This window comes from Duganella sp. GW822-FHT06D06 (assembly GCF_058799615.1).
The window spans coordinates 20,315-33,103 of sequence record NZ_JBXALQ010000022.1 but is presented as its reverse complement, the minus strand read 5'-3'; the positions used below and the strand labels follow the sequence as shown (position 1 = coordinate 33,103).

Sequence of the window (12,789 nt, the reverse complement as noted above, 5' to 3'; positions counted from 1 at the left end):
ACCCGCAGCCGCGCAGCGCGCAGCGCACTGCGTCTATAATTGATTTTCCCTGCCGAACCGGAAACTGCCCATGCCGACGCCCGTGCCGACCCTGCTCACACTGACCCTGGCGGCCCTGTCGCTGACGGCGGCGCACGCCGCCACCGGCGAACTGGTGATGCTGGCGCCGCTGGACCAGACCATGCCCATCGTCCGCTTCAGCAATGGCGCGCTGGACGGCGGCATCCTCAAGGACGTCGGCGACGCCCTGGCGCAGCGCCTGGGCCTGCGCCCGGTCTATCTCAGCGTCGACGTGCCCGGCGTCACCCCGGCGCTGAGCAGCGGCCGCGCCGACGCCATGTGCTACGTGATGCCGGTCTGGATCGACGGCGACTACGACTGGAGCACGCCGCTGCTGCCCGACACCGAACTGGTGGTGGCGAATGCCGACGCGCCCCGCCTGCGCTCGCTCAACGACCTGCGCGACCGGCCGATCGGCACCGTGGCCGGCTACCGCTATCCGCGCGTCGAGAAGGTGCTGGGCAGGCGCTTCTTCCGCATCGACTCGGCCAGCATGGACGTCAACGTGCAGCAGATGGTGGCCGGCAAGGTGCAATACACGCTGGCCGGCGAGAACACGCTGTTCTACCTGCAACGCATCCATCCCACACTGAAACTGCGGCCGGAGCTGGTGTTCGCCACCTTCAAGGCGCAGTGCGCGTTCTCGCGCAAATCGCAAGTCCCGTTCACCGACGCCAACCGGGTCATCGACGCCATGCTCAAGGAGGGCGTCATCGACCAGATCATGGCGCGCTACCGTTAGGAGACCAGCATGAATACCGACGCATTGGTCGCCGCCCTGCAAGCCCACAACCAGGCCCGCGACCCGCAACTGCTGCGCATGAAGTACCACAAGATGGCGCAAAGCGCCTTCCTGTTCCTGCGCGGCGCCGACCACCTGTTCTACGACACCCTGCCCGACCTGCCGCTGTTCCGCGGCGCGCCGCTGGCCTGGTCCTGCGGCGATCTGCACGTGGAGAACTTCGGCAGCTACAAGGGCGACAACCGCCAGGTCTATTTCGATATAAACGATTTCGACGAAGGCGCGCTGGCGCCGGCCAGCTGGGACCTGGTGCGCCTGCTGGCCAGCATCCAGTGCGGCGCCGACTCGCTGCGGGTGTCGGCGCCGGAAGCCGAAAAACTCGGCGCCCACTGCCTGGACGCCTACCGCGCCGCGCTCGCCGATGGCAAGCCGCGCTGGGTGGAGCGCGAAACCAGCGTGGGCCTGATCCAGGACCTGCTGGACGATTTAAAGAACCGCAAGCGCGCCGACTTCCTCGACAAGCGCACCACCCGCAATGGCCAGCGCCGCAGCCTGAAACTCGACGGCGAGAAGGCGCTGCCGCTGCTGCCAGGCCAGCACGAACTGCTGGCCGAATTCCTGCCGCGCTTCGCGCAAGAACAGGACAACCCCGCCTTCTACACCATGCTGGACGCGGGGCGCCGCATCGCCGGCACCGGCAGCCTGGGATTGATGCGCTTCGTCGTGCTGGTCGAAGGCAAAGGTTCGCCGGACGGGAACTACCTGCTCGACATCAAGGAGTGCAAGCCGTCGGCGCTGGCGCCGCGCCTGGCCGCGTGGAACCTCAAGCAGCCCGCGTGGCCCAACCAGGCCAAGCGCGTGGTGGCGGTGCAGCAGCGCATGCAGGCGGTCGATCACGCCTTCCTGCACGCGGTAGCGCTGGACGGCAAGTCCTGCGTGCTGCGCGGCCTGCAACCGTCGGAAGACCGCGTGGCGCTGGACGCGTGGGGCAAGAAGCTCAGCCGCCTGCAGGAAGTGATCGCCACCATGGGCCGCAACCTGGCCTGGGACCAGCTGCGCGCAGCTGGCCGCTCCGGCGCCGCCGGCGCCGACGAACTGATCGCCCACGGCCACGACGACAGCTGGCGCCAACCCATGCTGGACGCAGCCACCGCGATGACCGAGCTGACGCAATCCCAATGGCAGGCCAGCAAGGCATGGCTGGCAGGTGCCTGACTAATGCCTAGTGCCTGACCAGCACGCCCTGCGCCAGCCAATGCTGTAGATAGCCCGCCAGCGCCAGCAGCGCTTGCTCGCCCGCCGCCGCGCATACCTCGCCGAAGGTCGCCCCTTCGGCGATGCGGTACAGGGCATCCGCCTCCGCCGTCGCCAGCGAGCGGAAATGCGGCTGCTCGCCCTGCCGCCACACCAGCCAGTGCGTCGCCCCGGCGGATTGCGCCACCTGCGGCGGCTCGGCTTCGGCGGCCAGCGCCTGCCACAGCGCGACGGCGTTCCAGTGCATCTCCAGCAGATGCACCGACGGATGCAGGCCGAATTGCAGCTCGCCCCATTCCTCGGGCGGTATGGCCGCCACGTCGACGGCCGCCAGCGGCGCGACGTCCAAGGCATCGAAGGCCAGGCCCAGCGTCCATTCCAGTCCCGCCAGTTCGGCGATGAAGGGATAGTCCGGCAACGCCGTCGCCGCATGCGCGGCCAGGCCGGCGCCGAACCAGCGCAGGTTGGCGTGCCGCGACGGATGCGCGGCGAGATAGCTGTTGGCCAGTTCGGCGAACATGTCGTCGCCGACCAAGGTCCAGGTCTTGTCGTAGGCTTCGCACAGCGCCTGCCGCAAGCGGCTGCGATAGGCGCGGTGGTAAATCGCCAGCCGCGATCCGGCGCCCAGGCCATACTGCTCGCGCACGGCGGCATGGATGGCGCCGGGCGCTTCGTCGGTCAGAATGTAGCGCTGGAAGTCCAGCTGCAAACGTTCGAGGGGATTCATGCCGCCTCCGCAAAGGCGCGCGCGCGCCGCAACTCCGCCGACAGCTCGGACAACGGCGGAATATTATCGTCACGCTCGATCATCGTCGCCACCTTGCCGAAGCGGCGCACGGCCTGCGCGTACAAGGCCCACACGGGATCGGCCACCGCCTGGTCATGGGTGTCGATGATGCAGCCTTGCTGCACGCTGTGCCCCGCCAGGTGGATCTGCTGCACGCGCCGCGCCGGCAGCGCGTCCAGGTAAGTCATCGGATTGAAACCGTGGTTGACGCAGCTGACGTAGACGTTGTTCACGTCCAGCAGTATCAGGCTGTCGGACTCCTCGGCCACGGCGGCGACGAAGTCCCATTCCTGGAACGTGTCCGACTCGAAGGACAGGTAGCTCGACACATTCTCCAGCAACAGCGGACGTTCCAGGTAGTCCTGCACGCGCCGCACATTGCGCACCACGGTGGCCACGGCCTCCTCGGTGTACGGCAGCGGGAACAGGTCGTGCAGATTGGCGCCGTGCGTGCCGGTCCAGCACAGGTGGTCCGACACCCACAGCGGCTCCACGCGCCGCATCAGCGCCTTCAGCTCGCGCAGGTAATCGTCGGACGGTCCTTGCGGCGTACCGATCGACATCGACACGCCATGCATCGCCAGCGGATAGTCGCGGCGTATGCGGTCCAGCATCGCCAGCGGTTTGCCGCCGGGGACCATGTAGTTCTCGGACAGGATCTCGAACCAGTCGATGCCCGATACGGCGGGCGGCGTGTCGATGATGTCGTTGTAGTGCGCGGGGCGCAGGCCAAGGCCGAACCCTGGCGACGGTAGTGTGGATGTCATGGTGGGGGAGCGCCGGCCATGCCGGCGCTGCATGGATGATTACTTGTCCAGGTCGACGATCTTGCCCTTCTTGGCGAAGCAGGCGCCGGCCTTGGTGGCCACGAAGCCGTGGCCCTTGCAGGAGTTCTGGCCCTTGCAGGCGTTTTCGGCGGTGGCGCAATCGCTGGTGCCCTTGCAGCTGTTGATGCCGGCGCAGTGCACGGTGTCGTCGGCGCTGATGGTGGTGGTGGCGGCGATGGCCGATGCCGACATGGCCATGGTGGCGACGGTTGCTGCCATTGCGGCGATACGGGTGATGTGGTTCATGTGATTCTCCAAAAAAGGTAGGTTGGGTTGGTGCTGCATGGTTCTGTCGCGGCCACATCCCGATTACTTACACAAATTCGAAAAATATTTTGTATTTTGACGTGGATCAAAGTTTTTACTGCGCTGCATCAATAGACTTCTCTACGTTACTTAACGACAAAAAAGAGGAAGCGAAATGAGCAAGCTTTTAGCAGCAGCAGTATTGGCCACCCTGAGCCTGGCGGCTGGCAGCAATGCAATGGCGGAAGAATCCCCATGGCTGGTGCGCGTGCGCGCCGTGCACCTGGATACGGCCGACAAGTCCGATCCTGTCGGCGGCGTCGGCGCCTCCGACCGCCTGACCGTCAGCAGCAAGACCATCCCCGATTTCGATATCTCCTACTTCTTCACGCCCAACCTGGCGGCGGAACTGTTGCTGACCTATCCGCAAAAACACGACGTGGCACTGGACGGCAAAAACATCGGCACCTTCAAGCACCTGCCGCCTACGCTGTTGCTGCAATATCACTTCGTGCTCAATTCGCCGTTCAAGCCTTACCTGGGCGCGGGCGTGAACTACACCACCATGTCCAAGGTCGATCTGCTGGGCGGCAAGGGCGGCCTGGAACATGACAGCTTCGGCCTGGCGCTGCAAGCGGGCGTCGATTACGCCATCGATAAAAAATGGTCGCTCAACTTCGACATCAAGAAAGTGCAGATCCGCAGCGACGTCTCCATCAGCGGCGCCAAGGTCAGTCGCGTGAAGGTCGATCCGCTGCTGGTCGGCGTCGGCGTCGGCTACCGCTTCTAAGTCGCAGCGCCGGGCAGCGTTGCGACACCGCGACAAATCTGGCAATAAGGTGACACGGACGGGTATTCTGGGGACAATCAAGTTCCCGGACTACCCGTTTTTTGCTTTTCCCGTAAGGAGTACCGCCATGTCGTTCGACCACGTAAAAATCGGCACCCGCCTCGGTTTCGGCTTCGCCATCGTGCTGGCGTTGCTGGTCGCCGTCATCGTGCTGGGGCTGAGTTCCATGACCCGCATCGGCAGCCGCACGCACGACATCATCGACGACAAGAACGTCAAGATGGAGGCGGCCAACCGCATGGTGGACAACGTGCGCAACATCACGCTGTCGCTGACCAATATCGTGGTGGTGCCCAGCACGCCGGAAGTGAACGCCGAGCTGGAAAAAATCGGCGAGTCGCGCAAGAAGTACGGCGCGGCCAAGAAGATCCTGCTGGACCACATCACCGACGACAAGGAAAAAGCCATGCTGGCCACGCTGGACGGCCTGCTGAAGGAAGGCGCGGCCAAGAACAACAAGGTGATCGAACTGCGCAAGGAAGGCGAGATCCAGGACGCCACCGCCTACCTGACCCAGGTCGCGGCGCCCAGCCTGAAAGGCGTGCTGAAGGCGCTCGACGACATCCTCGCCTACGAAACCGCGCAGGCCCGGCAGGCCGGCGAGGAAGTCGAAACCGTGCTGCGCACCGCCCAGATGGTGCAGGTGGGCCTGGGCGCGCTGGCGATGGTGCTGGGCTGCGGCGTGGCCTGGTTCATCACGCGCTCGATCACGGTGCCGCTGAACGCCGCGGTCGACGTGGCGGAGACGGTGGCCTCGGGCGACCTGTCGTCCAACATCCGGACCGGCGCCACCGATGAAACGGGGCGCCTGCTCAGCGCCCTCAAGTCGATGAACGACAGCCTGCTCACGGTGGTCGGCCAGGTGCGGCAAGGTACCGATACGATTGCCACCGCATCGAATGAAATCGCCGCCGGCAACCTGGACCTGTCGTCGCGCACCGAGGAGCAGGCCAGCTCGCTGGAGGAAACCGCATCGTCGATGGAGCAGCTGACTTCCACCGTCAAGCAGAACGCCGACAACGCGCGCCAGGCCAACACGCTGGCGCGCAGCGCGTCGGAAGTGGCGACCAAGGGCGGCGCCATCGTCGCGCGGGTGGTCGACACCATGGGCAGCATCAACAGCTCCTCGCGCAAGATCGTCGACATCATCGCCGTGATTGATGGGATCGCGTTCCAGACCAACATCCTGGCGCTCAACGCGGCGGTGGAAGCGGCGCGCGCCGGCGAACAGGGGCGCGGATTCGCGGTGGTGGCGTCCGAAGTGCGCAACCTGGCGCAGCGCAGCGCGGCGGCGGCCAGGGAAATCAAGGAACTGATCTCGGCCTCGGTGGCCAACGTCGACGACGGCTCGCGGCTGGTCAGCGAGGCCGGGCAGACGATGGGCGACATCGTCGACAGCATCCAGCGCGTGACCGACATCATGGGCGAGATCACCTCGGCCAGCCAGGAGCAGACCATGGGCATCGAGCAGATCAACATGGCCATCACGCAGATGGACGAGGTGACGCAGCAGAACGCCGCGCTGGTGGAACAGGCGGCGGCGGCGTCGCAGAGCATGCAGGAGCAGGCGGCGGCGCTGGCCTCGGTGGTGGGCTTCTTCAAAACCGGCGCGACGCCCGGGACCGCTATAATGGTGGGCACCCACCACTAACGGAAGCCCGGCCCATGCGCAGAATCCTGATCGTCCTGACCGCCCTGATGCTGACCGCATGCGTCGACGACACGGCCTCGTACTACGCGGACGGCAGCACCGGCAACCACGCCTTGACGCTGCACCGCGCGCAGAAGCACTTCTGGAGCAGCGCCAGCGGCGTGGAGCTGATCATGCAGCGGCTGCCGGAATGTCTGCGCCGGATCGAGTTGACCGAGATGCCGGCCGACGACGTGGAGATAGAACTGCTGTCCGGCGGCGACAACGTCTGGACGCTGCGGGCCGGCAAAGAGATGTGGCAGATTGAAACCCAGAGTTGCACCCAGTATCCCGACGTCAAAGGCGACGGCGGCGAATTGGTCGGGGTGTTCCGGGTGGACGGCAAGAAGCTGGTGTTCGAAGCCGCCGTGCTTGAACCGGTCGGCGCCGACACCGCCAAATAAACCCGGGGGCAGGTCCCCCGGATTGTTAGCGCAAGGCCAGGCGGCTGGCCGGGCGCTGGCCGCTGGCGGCCTGGTCGCCGCTCAGCGTGAAGCGGCTGACCAGCTCGGCCAAGAGGCCGGCCTGCTCCTGCATGCTGCCGGCCGCGGCCGCGGCCTGCTCCACCAGCGCGGCGTTCTGCTGCGTCACCGAATCCATCTCCGTGATCGCCATGTTGACGTGGCCGATGCCCGTGCTCTGCTCGCTCGACGCCTCGGTGATCGCCGACATGATCTGCGTCACCCGCGACACGCTGGCCACCACCTGATCCATCGTCGTGCCGGCTTCCGCCACCAGCACGCTGCCGGCGTTGATGCTTTCCACCGAGGCGTTGATCAGCTCCTTGATCTCCTTGGCCGCGCCGGCCGAACGCTGCGCCAGGTTGCGCACTTCGGACGCCACCACCGCAAACCCGCGTCCCTGCTCGCCCGCGCGCGCCGCTTCCACCGCCGCGTTCAAGGCCAGGATGTTGGTCTGGAAGGCGATGCCGTCGATGACGCTGATGATGTCGACGATGCGCGTGGCCGAGGCATTGATGGTGTCCATGGTCTGCACCACCTTCGACACCACATGTCCGCCCTTCTCCGCCACCGACGAGGCCGACAGCACCAGCTGGTTGGCCTGCACCGCGTTGTCGGCGTTCTGGTTCACGGTCGAGGTCAATTCCTCCATCGACGCGGCGGTCTCTTCCAGCGAGCTGGCCTGCGATTCGGTGCGCGCCGACAAATCCATATTGCCCGAGGCGATCTCGCCGGACGCGGTGGCGATGGTGTCGGCGCTGCGGCGGATCTCGCCGATGGTGTCGGCCAGCCGCGCCTGCATGGACTTCATGCCGTACAAGATGCTGGCGCGGTCCGATTCATGCGTCTTGATATTGGCGCTGAGGTCGCCGCCGGCGATCTGCTGGGCGATTTCGCTGACGTATTCGGGATCGCCGCCGATGGTGTGGCGCAGGCTCTTGTTGACCATGCTGACGATGGCCCACAGCAGCAGGCACACCGCCGCCAGCACGCCGGCCGATTTGTACAGCGAATGGTAGAAGGCGTTGTCGATGTCGTCGATGTAGGCGCCGGTGACCAGGTCCCAGTCCCACTGCGCGAAGTGCACCACGCGGCTCATCTTCGGCACCGGCTCCTTGGTGTTCGGCCGGGTCCAGGAATAGCGCACGAAGCCGCCGCCCTCCGGTTTGGCGCCGGCGGCGGCGATGTCGCGGTACAGATACACGCCGTTGGGGTCCTTGAAGTCGGCCATGTCCTTGCCGTTGTTTTCCGTCTTGAACGGATTCATCAACGAGCGCGTGCCCTGGGTGATGGTGATGTAGCCGTCCGTGCCGAAGCGCAGGCCGGCGATCATGGCCGTCGCCTGTTTCTGGGCGTCTTCCTTGCTCAGGGCGCCGGAGCTGGCCTTGTCGCCGTACAGCTTGAGGATGCTGATGCCGGCTTCGCCCAGGTTCGTCAGATCGATCTGGCGTTCCTCGATGCGCACGTCGCGCATCTGTATGGTCTGGTAGATGAAGATGGCGGTGATGCACAGCAGGCTGCAAATCAACGGTACCCAGAGCTTCTGTTGGAAGGACAATTTATTCATGGTACAGGGTCTCCGTATTGTCTTATGGAAACCAGAATACCCGAATTGTCTCGTACAAATGTCGCTTATTTACAAATTTTGCATCAAAAAAAACACAACGGGCGCCGCGATCCGCAGCGTGGCGCCCGCTGGGGAAAGCTGTACCGATTTACTGGGCGTTGCGGCCCTGGGCGGTCTTGGCGGCCAGCTGCGTCTCCACCCGGCCGGTCTTGCCGCGCGGCGCCAGGTAGGCGACGTCGGTGGTGACTTCGTTCTGCTCCAGCGCGCCGGCCTGGATGGCGGCGATGGTGTCAGCCTTCACCTGGGCGCGGGTGACCGTGCTTGGGGCCGGCTTGGCGTTGGCGATGTCCGCGGTGACTTCGTTCTGTTCCACAGGGCCCTGGGCGAAAGCCGCACCGGCAGCCAACAGCAGGGAGACCGATGCGATGATGGATTTGGCGTTCATTTTGATGCTCCTTGTCAGATTAAGAGTGGCGCCCGGTCCTGGGTGCCAACCGGCTTTGTGTCGTCGATGGAGTCATATTAGGATTAATTTTTCAGATATAAAAGCGCAAATATCCGGTCAAAACCATCCGATTATCTGATCAATAAGCCCATCTATCAGCCCTTTTCGCTGTCCAGCACCGTGGTCGAGTGCGCGTCATAACGGTTGCCCGCCGCGGCGCCGACCGGCACCGCCCGCTCCAGCCGCGCCAGGTCGGTGGCCGACAGTTGCAGCCGGGTCGAGGCCAGCGCCTCCGCCAGCCGCACGCGGGTGCGGGCGCCGACCAGCGGCACGATGTCCTGGCCCTGCGCCGCCACCCAGGCGATCGCCACCTGCGCCACCGACACGCCCAGCTCGGCGGCGATGGCGCGCAGCTTTTCCACCAGCTCCAGGTTGCGGTCCAGGTTCTCGCCCTGGAAGCGCGGGCTGGCCAGGCCGCGGAAGTCGGCCTCGCCCTGGCGCTGCTTGCTCCAGTGGCCGCTGATCAGGCCGCGCGACAGCACGCCGTAGGCGGTGATGGCTATGCCCAGCTCGCGGCAGGTCTGCAGGATGCCGTTCTCGATGCCGCGCGAGATCATCGAATACTCGATCTGCAAATCGGCGATCGGATGCACGGCGTGGGCGCGGCGCAGGGTCTCGCTGCCGACCTCGGACAGGCCGATGTGCCTGACGTGGCCGGCCTTGACCAGCTCGGCGATGGCGCCGACCGTGTCCTCGATCGGCACGTTCGGATCGAGGCGGGCGGGACGGTAGATGTCGATGTGCTCGACGCCCAGGCGCTTCAGCGAATAGGCGGCGAAGTTCTTCACCGCCGCCGGGCGGGTGTCGATGCCGATCCAGTTGCCGGCCGGGTCGCGCATGGCGCCGAACTTGACGCTGATCTGCACCTGCTCGCGGCCGCCGGCGGCCAGCGCCTCGGCCACCAGCAGTTCGTTGTGGCCCATGCCGTAGAAATCGCCGGTGTCGAGCAGGGTGACGCCGGCTTCGATGGCGGCGCGGATGGTGGCCAGGCTTTCGCCGCGGTCGGCCGGACCGTACAGGTCGGACATGCCCATCAGGCCCAGGCCCAGTTGGGCGACTTGCGGGCCGGTGCGGCCAAGTTTGCGGGTTTGCATTCTGAATCTCCAGGGTGGTTAGCGAATGGATTCATTATGCTATTATCGATTGCGGCAATAAATACCGTAAATCCTATTACTTTATTCGAGCAAAGATAACAATCATGGACCAATTCAAGGCCATGCAGATCTTCAAGGCGGTGGCCGACTGCAAAAGTTTTACGCAGGCCGCGGAGCAGCTGGACCTGCCCAAGCCCAGCGTCACCAACGCCGTGCAGGCCATCGAACAGCAGCTGGGCGTGCGCCTGCTCCAGCGCACCACGCGCAAGGTCAGCCTGACGGTCGAGGGCGCGCAGTACCTGGAGCGCTGCACCGCCCTGCTCAACGACCTGGACAACCTCAACGGCCTGTTCGCCGGCGAGGGCCGGCTGCTTTCCGGCGCGGTGCGGGTCGACCTGCCGGAGCGGCTGGCGCACCTGTACGTGATCCCGGCGCTGCCGGACTTCTTCCAGCGCCACCCGCACATCCAGGTGCGGCTGGGCTCGAACGACCGCTTCGTCGACCTGGTCGGCGAGGGCATCGATTGCGCGGTGCGCGGCGGCACCTTGCGCGATTCCACGCTGGTGGCGCGCCGCATCGACTCGATGGAGCAGATCAACGTCGCCACGCCGGCCTACCTGGAACGCCACGGCCGGCCGCGGACGCTGGAGGATTTGCGCCAGCACACGGCGGTCAACTTCTTCTCCAGCCAAAGCGGGCGCGACCTCGACTGGGAATACGTCGACGCCGACGGCGTCGAGCGCACCCAGGCCATGCGCAGCCAGGTCTCGGTCAGCGGCACCGAGGCCTATCTGGCCGCCTGCCTGGCCGGGCTGGGCCTGATCCAGATGCCGCGCCAGAGCCTGGCGCCGCTGCTGGCCTCGGGCGAACTGGAGGAAATCCTGCCGCAATGGCGGCCCGCGCCGCTGCCCCTGAACATCGTTTATGCCCACAACCGGCACCTGTCGCCGAGGGTGCGGGTGTTTGTCGACTGGCTTGCTAGTGTTCTTGAGCAACAAACTGTGTCAGAATGAGGCATTCCTTCTTAACAATCCTTTCCACATGAGATACCTACTGTCGATGGCGCTGCTGGCGTTAGGCGCCGGCCACGCCCACGCCGCTGCGCCCAAGGCCGGAAAACCGGTCGAGGCCGCGATTGCCGGCATCGACGGCGACCGCCTGTTACAGCACATCACCCTGCTGGCCTCCGACGAGTTCGAGGGCCGCGCGCCCGGCACGCGCGGCGAAACCGTCACCATCGACTACCTGCAGCAGCAGTTCAAGAAGCTGGGCCTGGAGCCGGGCAACCCGGACGGCACCTATTTGCAGGCGGTGCCGCTGGTGGCCATTTCCAGCCATCCGACGCTGAGCTACATCAAGGACGGCCAGAGCAAGCAGCTGACCTTCGGCGACGACTATGTCGCCTGGACCGCCCGCACCGAGAAAAAAATCGAGGTCGCCAACTCCGAGCTGGTGTTTGTCGGCTACGGCGTGCAGGCGCCGGAATTCCAGTGGGACGACTACAAGGGCGTCGACCTGAAGGGCAAGACCGTGGTCATGCTGATCAACGACCCGCCGGTACCGGACCCCAAGCGTCCCAAGCTGCTGGACCCGGCCGTGTTCGGCGGGAATGCGATCACCCGCTATGGCCGCTGGAACTACAAATTCGAGATGGCGGCCAAGATGGGCGCGGCCGCCGCGCTGATCGTGCACGAAACCAAGCAGGCCAGCTATCCCTACGAGGTGGTGCGCAATAGCTGGGGCCGCGAGAATTTCGCGCTGAAGAGCAAGACGCCGGACCAGGCCTTCCCGGCCATCCCCGGCTGGTTGCAGGGCGAGCGCGCGCGCGAGCTGTTCAAGGCCGGCGGCCAGGACTTCGATGCGCTCAAGCAGCAGGCCTTGTCGCGCACGTTCAAGCCGGTGGCGCTGGGGGTCAAGCTCAACGTCACGGCGCTGAACGCCTGGCGCGAAGTCGGCTCGCACAACGTGGTGGGCAAGATCGTCGGTTCCGATCCGCTGTTGAAGAATGAAGTGATCGTCTACAGCGCGCACTGGGACCATTTCGGCATCGACGAAAGCCTGCCGGGTCCGCGCACGCAGCAGATCTTCCACGGCGCCATGGACAACGCCACCGGCGTCGCCGCGCTGCTGGAGATCGCCCGCGCCTACAAGGCATTGCCGGTGGCGCCCAAGCGCAGCATCGTGTTCGTGCTGACCACGGCGGAGGAACGCGGCCTGCTGGGCGCGCAATACTACGCGCGCAATCCGCTGTACCCGCTGAACAAGACGCTGTTGAACATCAACGTGGATGGCCTGAACATGTGGGGCCGCACCCGCGATGTCGAGCTGAGCGGCATGGGCAAATCCAACGCCGACGAGCTCGTCACCAGCATCGCCCGCAGCCAGGGGCGCGGCGTGCGGCCGGACAGCAACGCCGACTACGGCAGTTTCTACCGGGGCGACCAGTTCGAGTTCGCGCGGGGCGGCGTGCCGGTGGTATATCTGCGCAGCAGTTCCAACTTCGTCGGCAAGGCTGCCGGCTACGGCCGCGAAAAGCTGCTGAACTACAGCGCCCACCAGTACCACACCGTCAACGACACGGTGCAAGCCAAATGGGACACCAGCGGCGCGGTGGAAGACATCGAACTGCTGTTCAAAGCCGGCTACCAGACCGCGCAAGGCAAAGACCGCCCGCAGTGGAAAGACAACGCCGAGTTCAAGCGCTAA

Annotated in this window: 13 protein-coding genes; 7 read left to right on the top strand and 6 right to left on the bottom strand. The window is 65.4% G+C overall.

Features of this window, described 5'->3' with window-relative positions; all coding sequences use genetic code 11:
• Nucleotides 1-70 precede the first annotated feature (70 nt).
• Nucleotides 71-802 carry a substrate-binding periplasmic protein gene (locus tag AC1RMD_RS27835; RefSeq protein ID WP_492931514.1) on the top strand — a complete coding sequence of 244 codons (732 nt, stop codon included), beginning with the start codon at nucleotides 71-73 and terminating at the stop codon, nucleotides 800-802.
• 9 nt (nucleotides 803-811) lie between these two features.
• Nucleotides 812-2,017, top strand: a complete 1,206-nt coding sequence (locus AC1RMD_RS27830) for a DUF2252 domain-containing protein (RefSeq protein ID WP_492931513.1) — start codon at nucleotides 812-814, stop codon at nucleotides 2,015-2,017.
• 7 nt (nucleotides 2,018-2,024) lie between these two features.
• On the opposite strand, the gene AC1RMD_RS27825 is transcribed toward AC1RMD_RS27830, so the two are convergent.
• From AC1RMD_RS27825 to bufA2, 3 genes are read right to left on the bottom strand one after another with little or no spacing between them, the layout of a single operon-like run.
• Nucleotides 2,025-2,783: an HvfC/BufC family peptide modification chaperone gene (locus AC1RMD_RS27825; RefSeq protein ID WP_492931512.1), complete on the bottom strand. Its 759-nt coding sequence runs from the start codon at nucleotides 2,781-2,783 to the stop codon at nucleotides 2,025-2,027.
• The gene (gene bufB, locus AC1RMD_RS27820; protein WP_492931511.1) at nucleotides 2,780-3,610 is read right to left on the bottom strand and encodes an MNIO family bufferin maturase; all 831 of its coding nucleotides are present in this window, start codon (nucleotides 3,608-3,610) and stop codon (nucleotides 2,780-2,782) included. Before bufB ends, AC1RMD_RS27825 begins: the two co-directional genes overlap by 4 nt.
• A gap of 39 nt (nucleotides 3,611-3,649) precedes the next feature.
• Nucleotides 3,650-3,916 (bottom strand): BufA2 family periplasmic bufferin-type metallophore, encoded by a 267-nt coding sequence (gene bufA2, locus AC1RMD_RS27815; RefSeq protein WP_492931510.1) that lies wholly within the window; start codon nucleotides 3,914-3,916, stop codon nucleotides 3,650-3,652.
• Nucleotides 3,917-4,091: 175 nt separating this feature from the next.
• Between bufA2 and AC1RMD_RS27810 the strand changes: the two genes are divergently transcribed.
• The 3 genes from AC1RMD_RS27810 (at nucleotide 4,092) to AC1RMD_RS27800 (ending at nucleotide 6,860) form a co-directional block, all read left to right on the top strand.
• On the top strand, nucleotides 4,092-4,706 hold the full coding sequence (locus tag AC1RMD_RS27810; RefSeq protein WP_492931509.1) for an OmpW/AlkL family protein: 615 nt from the start codon (nucleotides 4,092-4,094) through the stop codon (nucleotides 4,704-4,706).
• A gap of 127 nt (nucleotides 4,707-4,833) precedes the next feature.
• Nucleotides 4,834-6,417, top strand: a complete 1,584-nt coding sequence (locus AC1RMD_RS27805; protein ID WP_492931508.1) for a methyl-accepting chemotaxis protein — start codon at nucleotides 4,834-4,836, stop codon at nucleotides 6,415-6,417.
• A 14-nt stretch (nucleotides 6,418-6,431) separates the two neighbouring features.
• A complete protein-coding gene (locus tag AC1RMD_RS27800; RefSeq protein ID WP_492931507.1) occupies nucleotides 6,432-6,860 on the top strand; it encodes a hypothetical protein in 429 nt (142 codons plus the stop codon).
• A 25-nt stretch (nucleotides 6,861-6,885) separates the two neighbouring features.
• On the opposite strand, the gene AC1RMD_RS27795 is transcribed toward AC1RMD_RS27800, so the two are convergent.
• The 3 genes from AC1RMD_RS27795 to AC1RMD_RS27785 all read right to left on the bottom strand — a co-directional run bounded on the left by AC1RMD_RS27795 (nucleotide 6,886) and on the right by AC1RMD_RS27785 (nucleotide 10,083).
• Nucleotides 6,886-8,484, bottom strand: a complete 1,599-nt coding sequence (locus tag AC1RMD_RS27795; protein WP_492931505.1) for a methyl-accepting chemotaxis protein — start codon at nucleotides 8,482-8,484, stop codon at nucleotides 6,886-6,888.
• Nucleotides 8,485-8,632: 148 nt separating this feature from the next.
• A complete protein-coding gene (locus AC1RMD_RS27790) occupies nucleotides 8,633-8,929 on the bottom strand; it encodes a DUF4148 domain-containing protein (RefSeq protein WP_492931503.1) in 297 nt (98 codons plus the stop codon).
• Nucleotides 8,930-9,084: 155 nt separating this feature from the next.
• On the bottom strand, nucleotides 9,085-10,083 hold the full coding sequence (locus tag AC1RMD_RS27785; RefSeq protein ID WP_492931501.1) for an aldo/keto reductase: 999 nt from the start codon (nucleotides 10,081-10,083) through the stop codon (nucleotides 9,085-9,087).
• A gap of 104 nt (nucleotides 10,084-10,187) precedes the next feature.
• Between AC1RMD_RS27785 and AC1RMD_RS27780 the strand changes: the two genes are divergently transcribed.
• Both AC1RMD_RS27780 and AC1RMD_RS27775 read left to right on the top strand, forming a co-directional pair.
• Nucleotides 10,188-11,096, top strand: a complete 909-nt coding sequence (locus AC1RMD_RS27780) for a LysR family transcriptional regulator (protein WP_492931499.1) — start codon at nucleotides 10,188-10,190, stop codon at nucleotides 11,094-11,096.
• Between the two features lie 28 nt (nucleotides 11,097-11,124).
• Complete coding sequence (locus AC1RMD_RS27775) at nucleotides 11,125-12,789, top strand: M20/M25/M40 family metallo-hydrolase (protein WP_492931497.1); 1,665 nt, start codon at nucleotides 11,125-11,127, stop codon at nucleotides 12,787-12,789.

What these genes read in the sequence shown, in the direction of transcription:
- AC1RMD_RS27775 (WP_492931497.1), top strand. Translation starts at nt 11,125, where the DNA reads ATGAGATACCTACTGTCGATGGCGCTGCTGGCGTTAGGCGCCGGCCAC.
- AC1RMD_RS27810 (WP_492931509.1), top strand. Translation starts at nt 4,092, where the DNA reads ATGAGCAAGCTTTTAGCAGCAGCAGTATTGGCCACCCTGAGCCTGGCG.
- AC1RMD_RS27825 (WP_492931512.1), bottom strand. Translation starts at nt 2,783, where the DNA reads ATGAATCCCCTCGAACGTTTGCAGCTGGACTTCCAGCGCTACATTCTG.
- AC1RMD_RS27785 (WP_492931501.1), bottom strand. Translation starts at nt 10,083, where the DNA reads ATGCAAACCCGCAAACTTGGCCGCACCGGCCCGCAAGTCGCCCAACTG.
- AC1RMD_RS27830 (WP_492931513.1), top strand. Translation starts at nt 812, where the DNA reads ATGAATACCGACGCATTGGTCGCCGCCCTGCAAGCCCACAACCAGGCC.
- bufB (WP_492931511.1), bottom strand. Translation starts at nt 3,610, where the DNA reads ATGACATCCACACTACCGTCGCCAGGGTTCGGCCTTGGCCTGCGCCCC.
- AC1RMD_RS27805 (WP_492931508.1), top strand. Translation starts at nt 4,834, where the DNA reads ATGTCGTTCGACCACGTAAAAATCGGCACCCGCCTCGGTTTCGGCTTC.
- AC1RMD_RS27800 (WP_492931507.1), top strand. Translation starts at nt 6,432, where the DNA reads ATGCGCAGAATCCTGATCGTCCTGACCGCCCTGATGCTGACCGCATGC.
- bufA2 (WP_492931510.1), bottom strand. Translation starts at nt 3,916, where the DNA reads ATGAACCACATCACCCGTATCGCCGCAATGGCAGCAACCGTCGCCACC.
- AC1RMD_RS27780 (WP_492931499.1), top strand. Translation starts at nt 10,188, where the DNA reads ATGGACCAATTCAAGGCCATGCAGATCTTCAAGGCGGTGGCCGACTGC.
- AC1RMD_RS27795 (WP_492931505.1), bottom strand. Translation starts at nt 8,484, where the DNA reads ATGAATAAATTGTCCTTCCAACAGAAGCTCTGGGTACCGTTGATTTGC.
- AC1RMD_RS27790 (WP_492931503.1), bottom strand. Translation starts at nt 8,929, where the DNA reads ATGAACGCCAAATCCATCATCGCATCGGTCTCCCTGCTGTTGGCTGCC.
- AC1RMD_RS27835 (WP_492931514.1), top strand. Translation starts at nt 71, where the DNA reads ATGCCGACGCCCGTGCCGACCCTGCTCACACTGACCCTGGCGGCCCTG.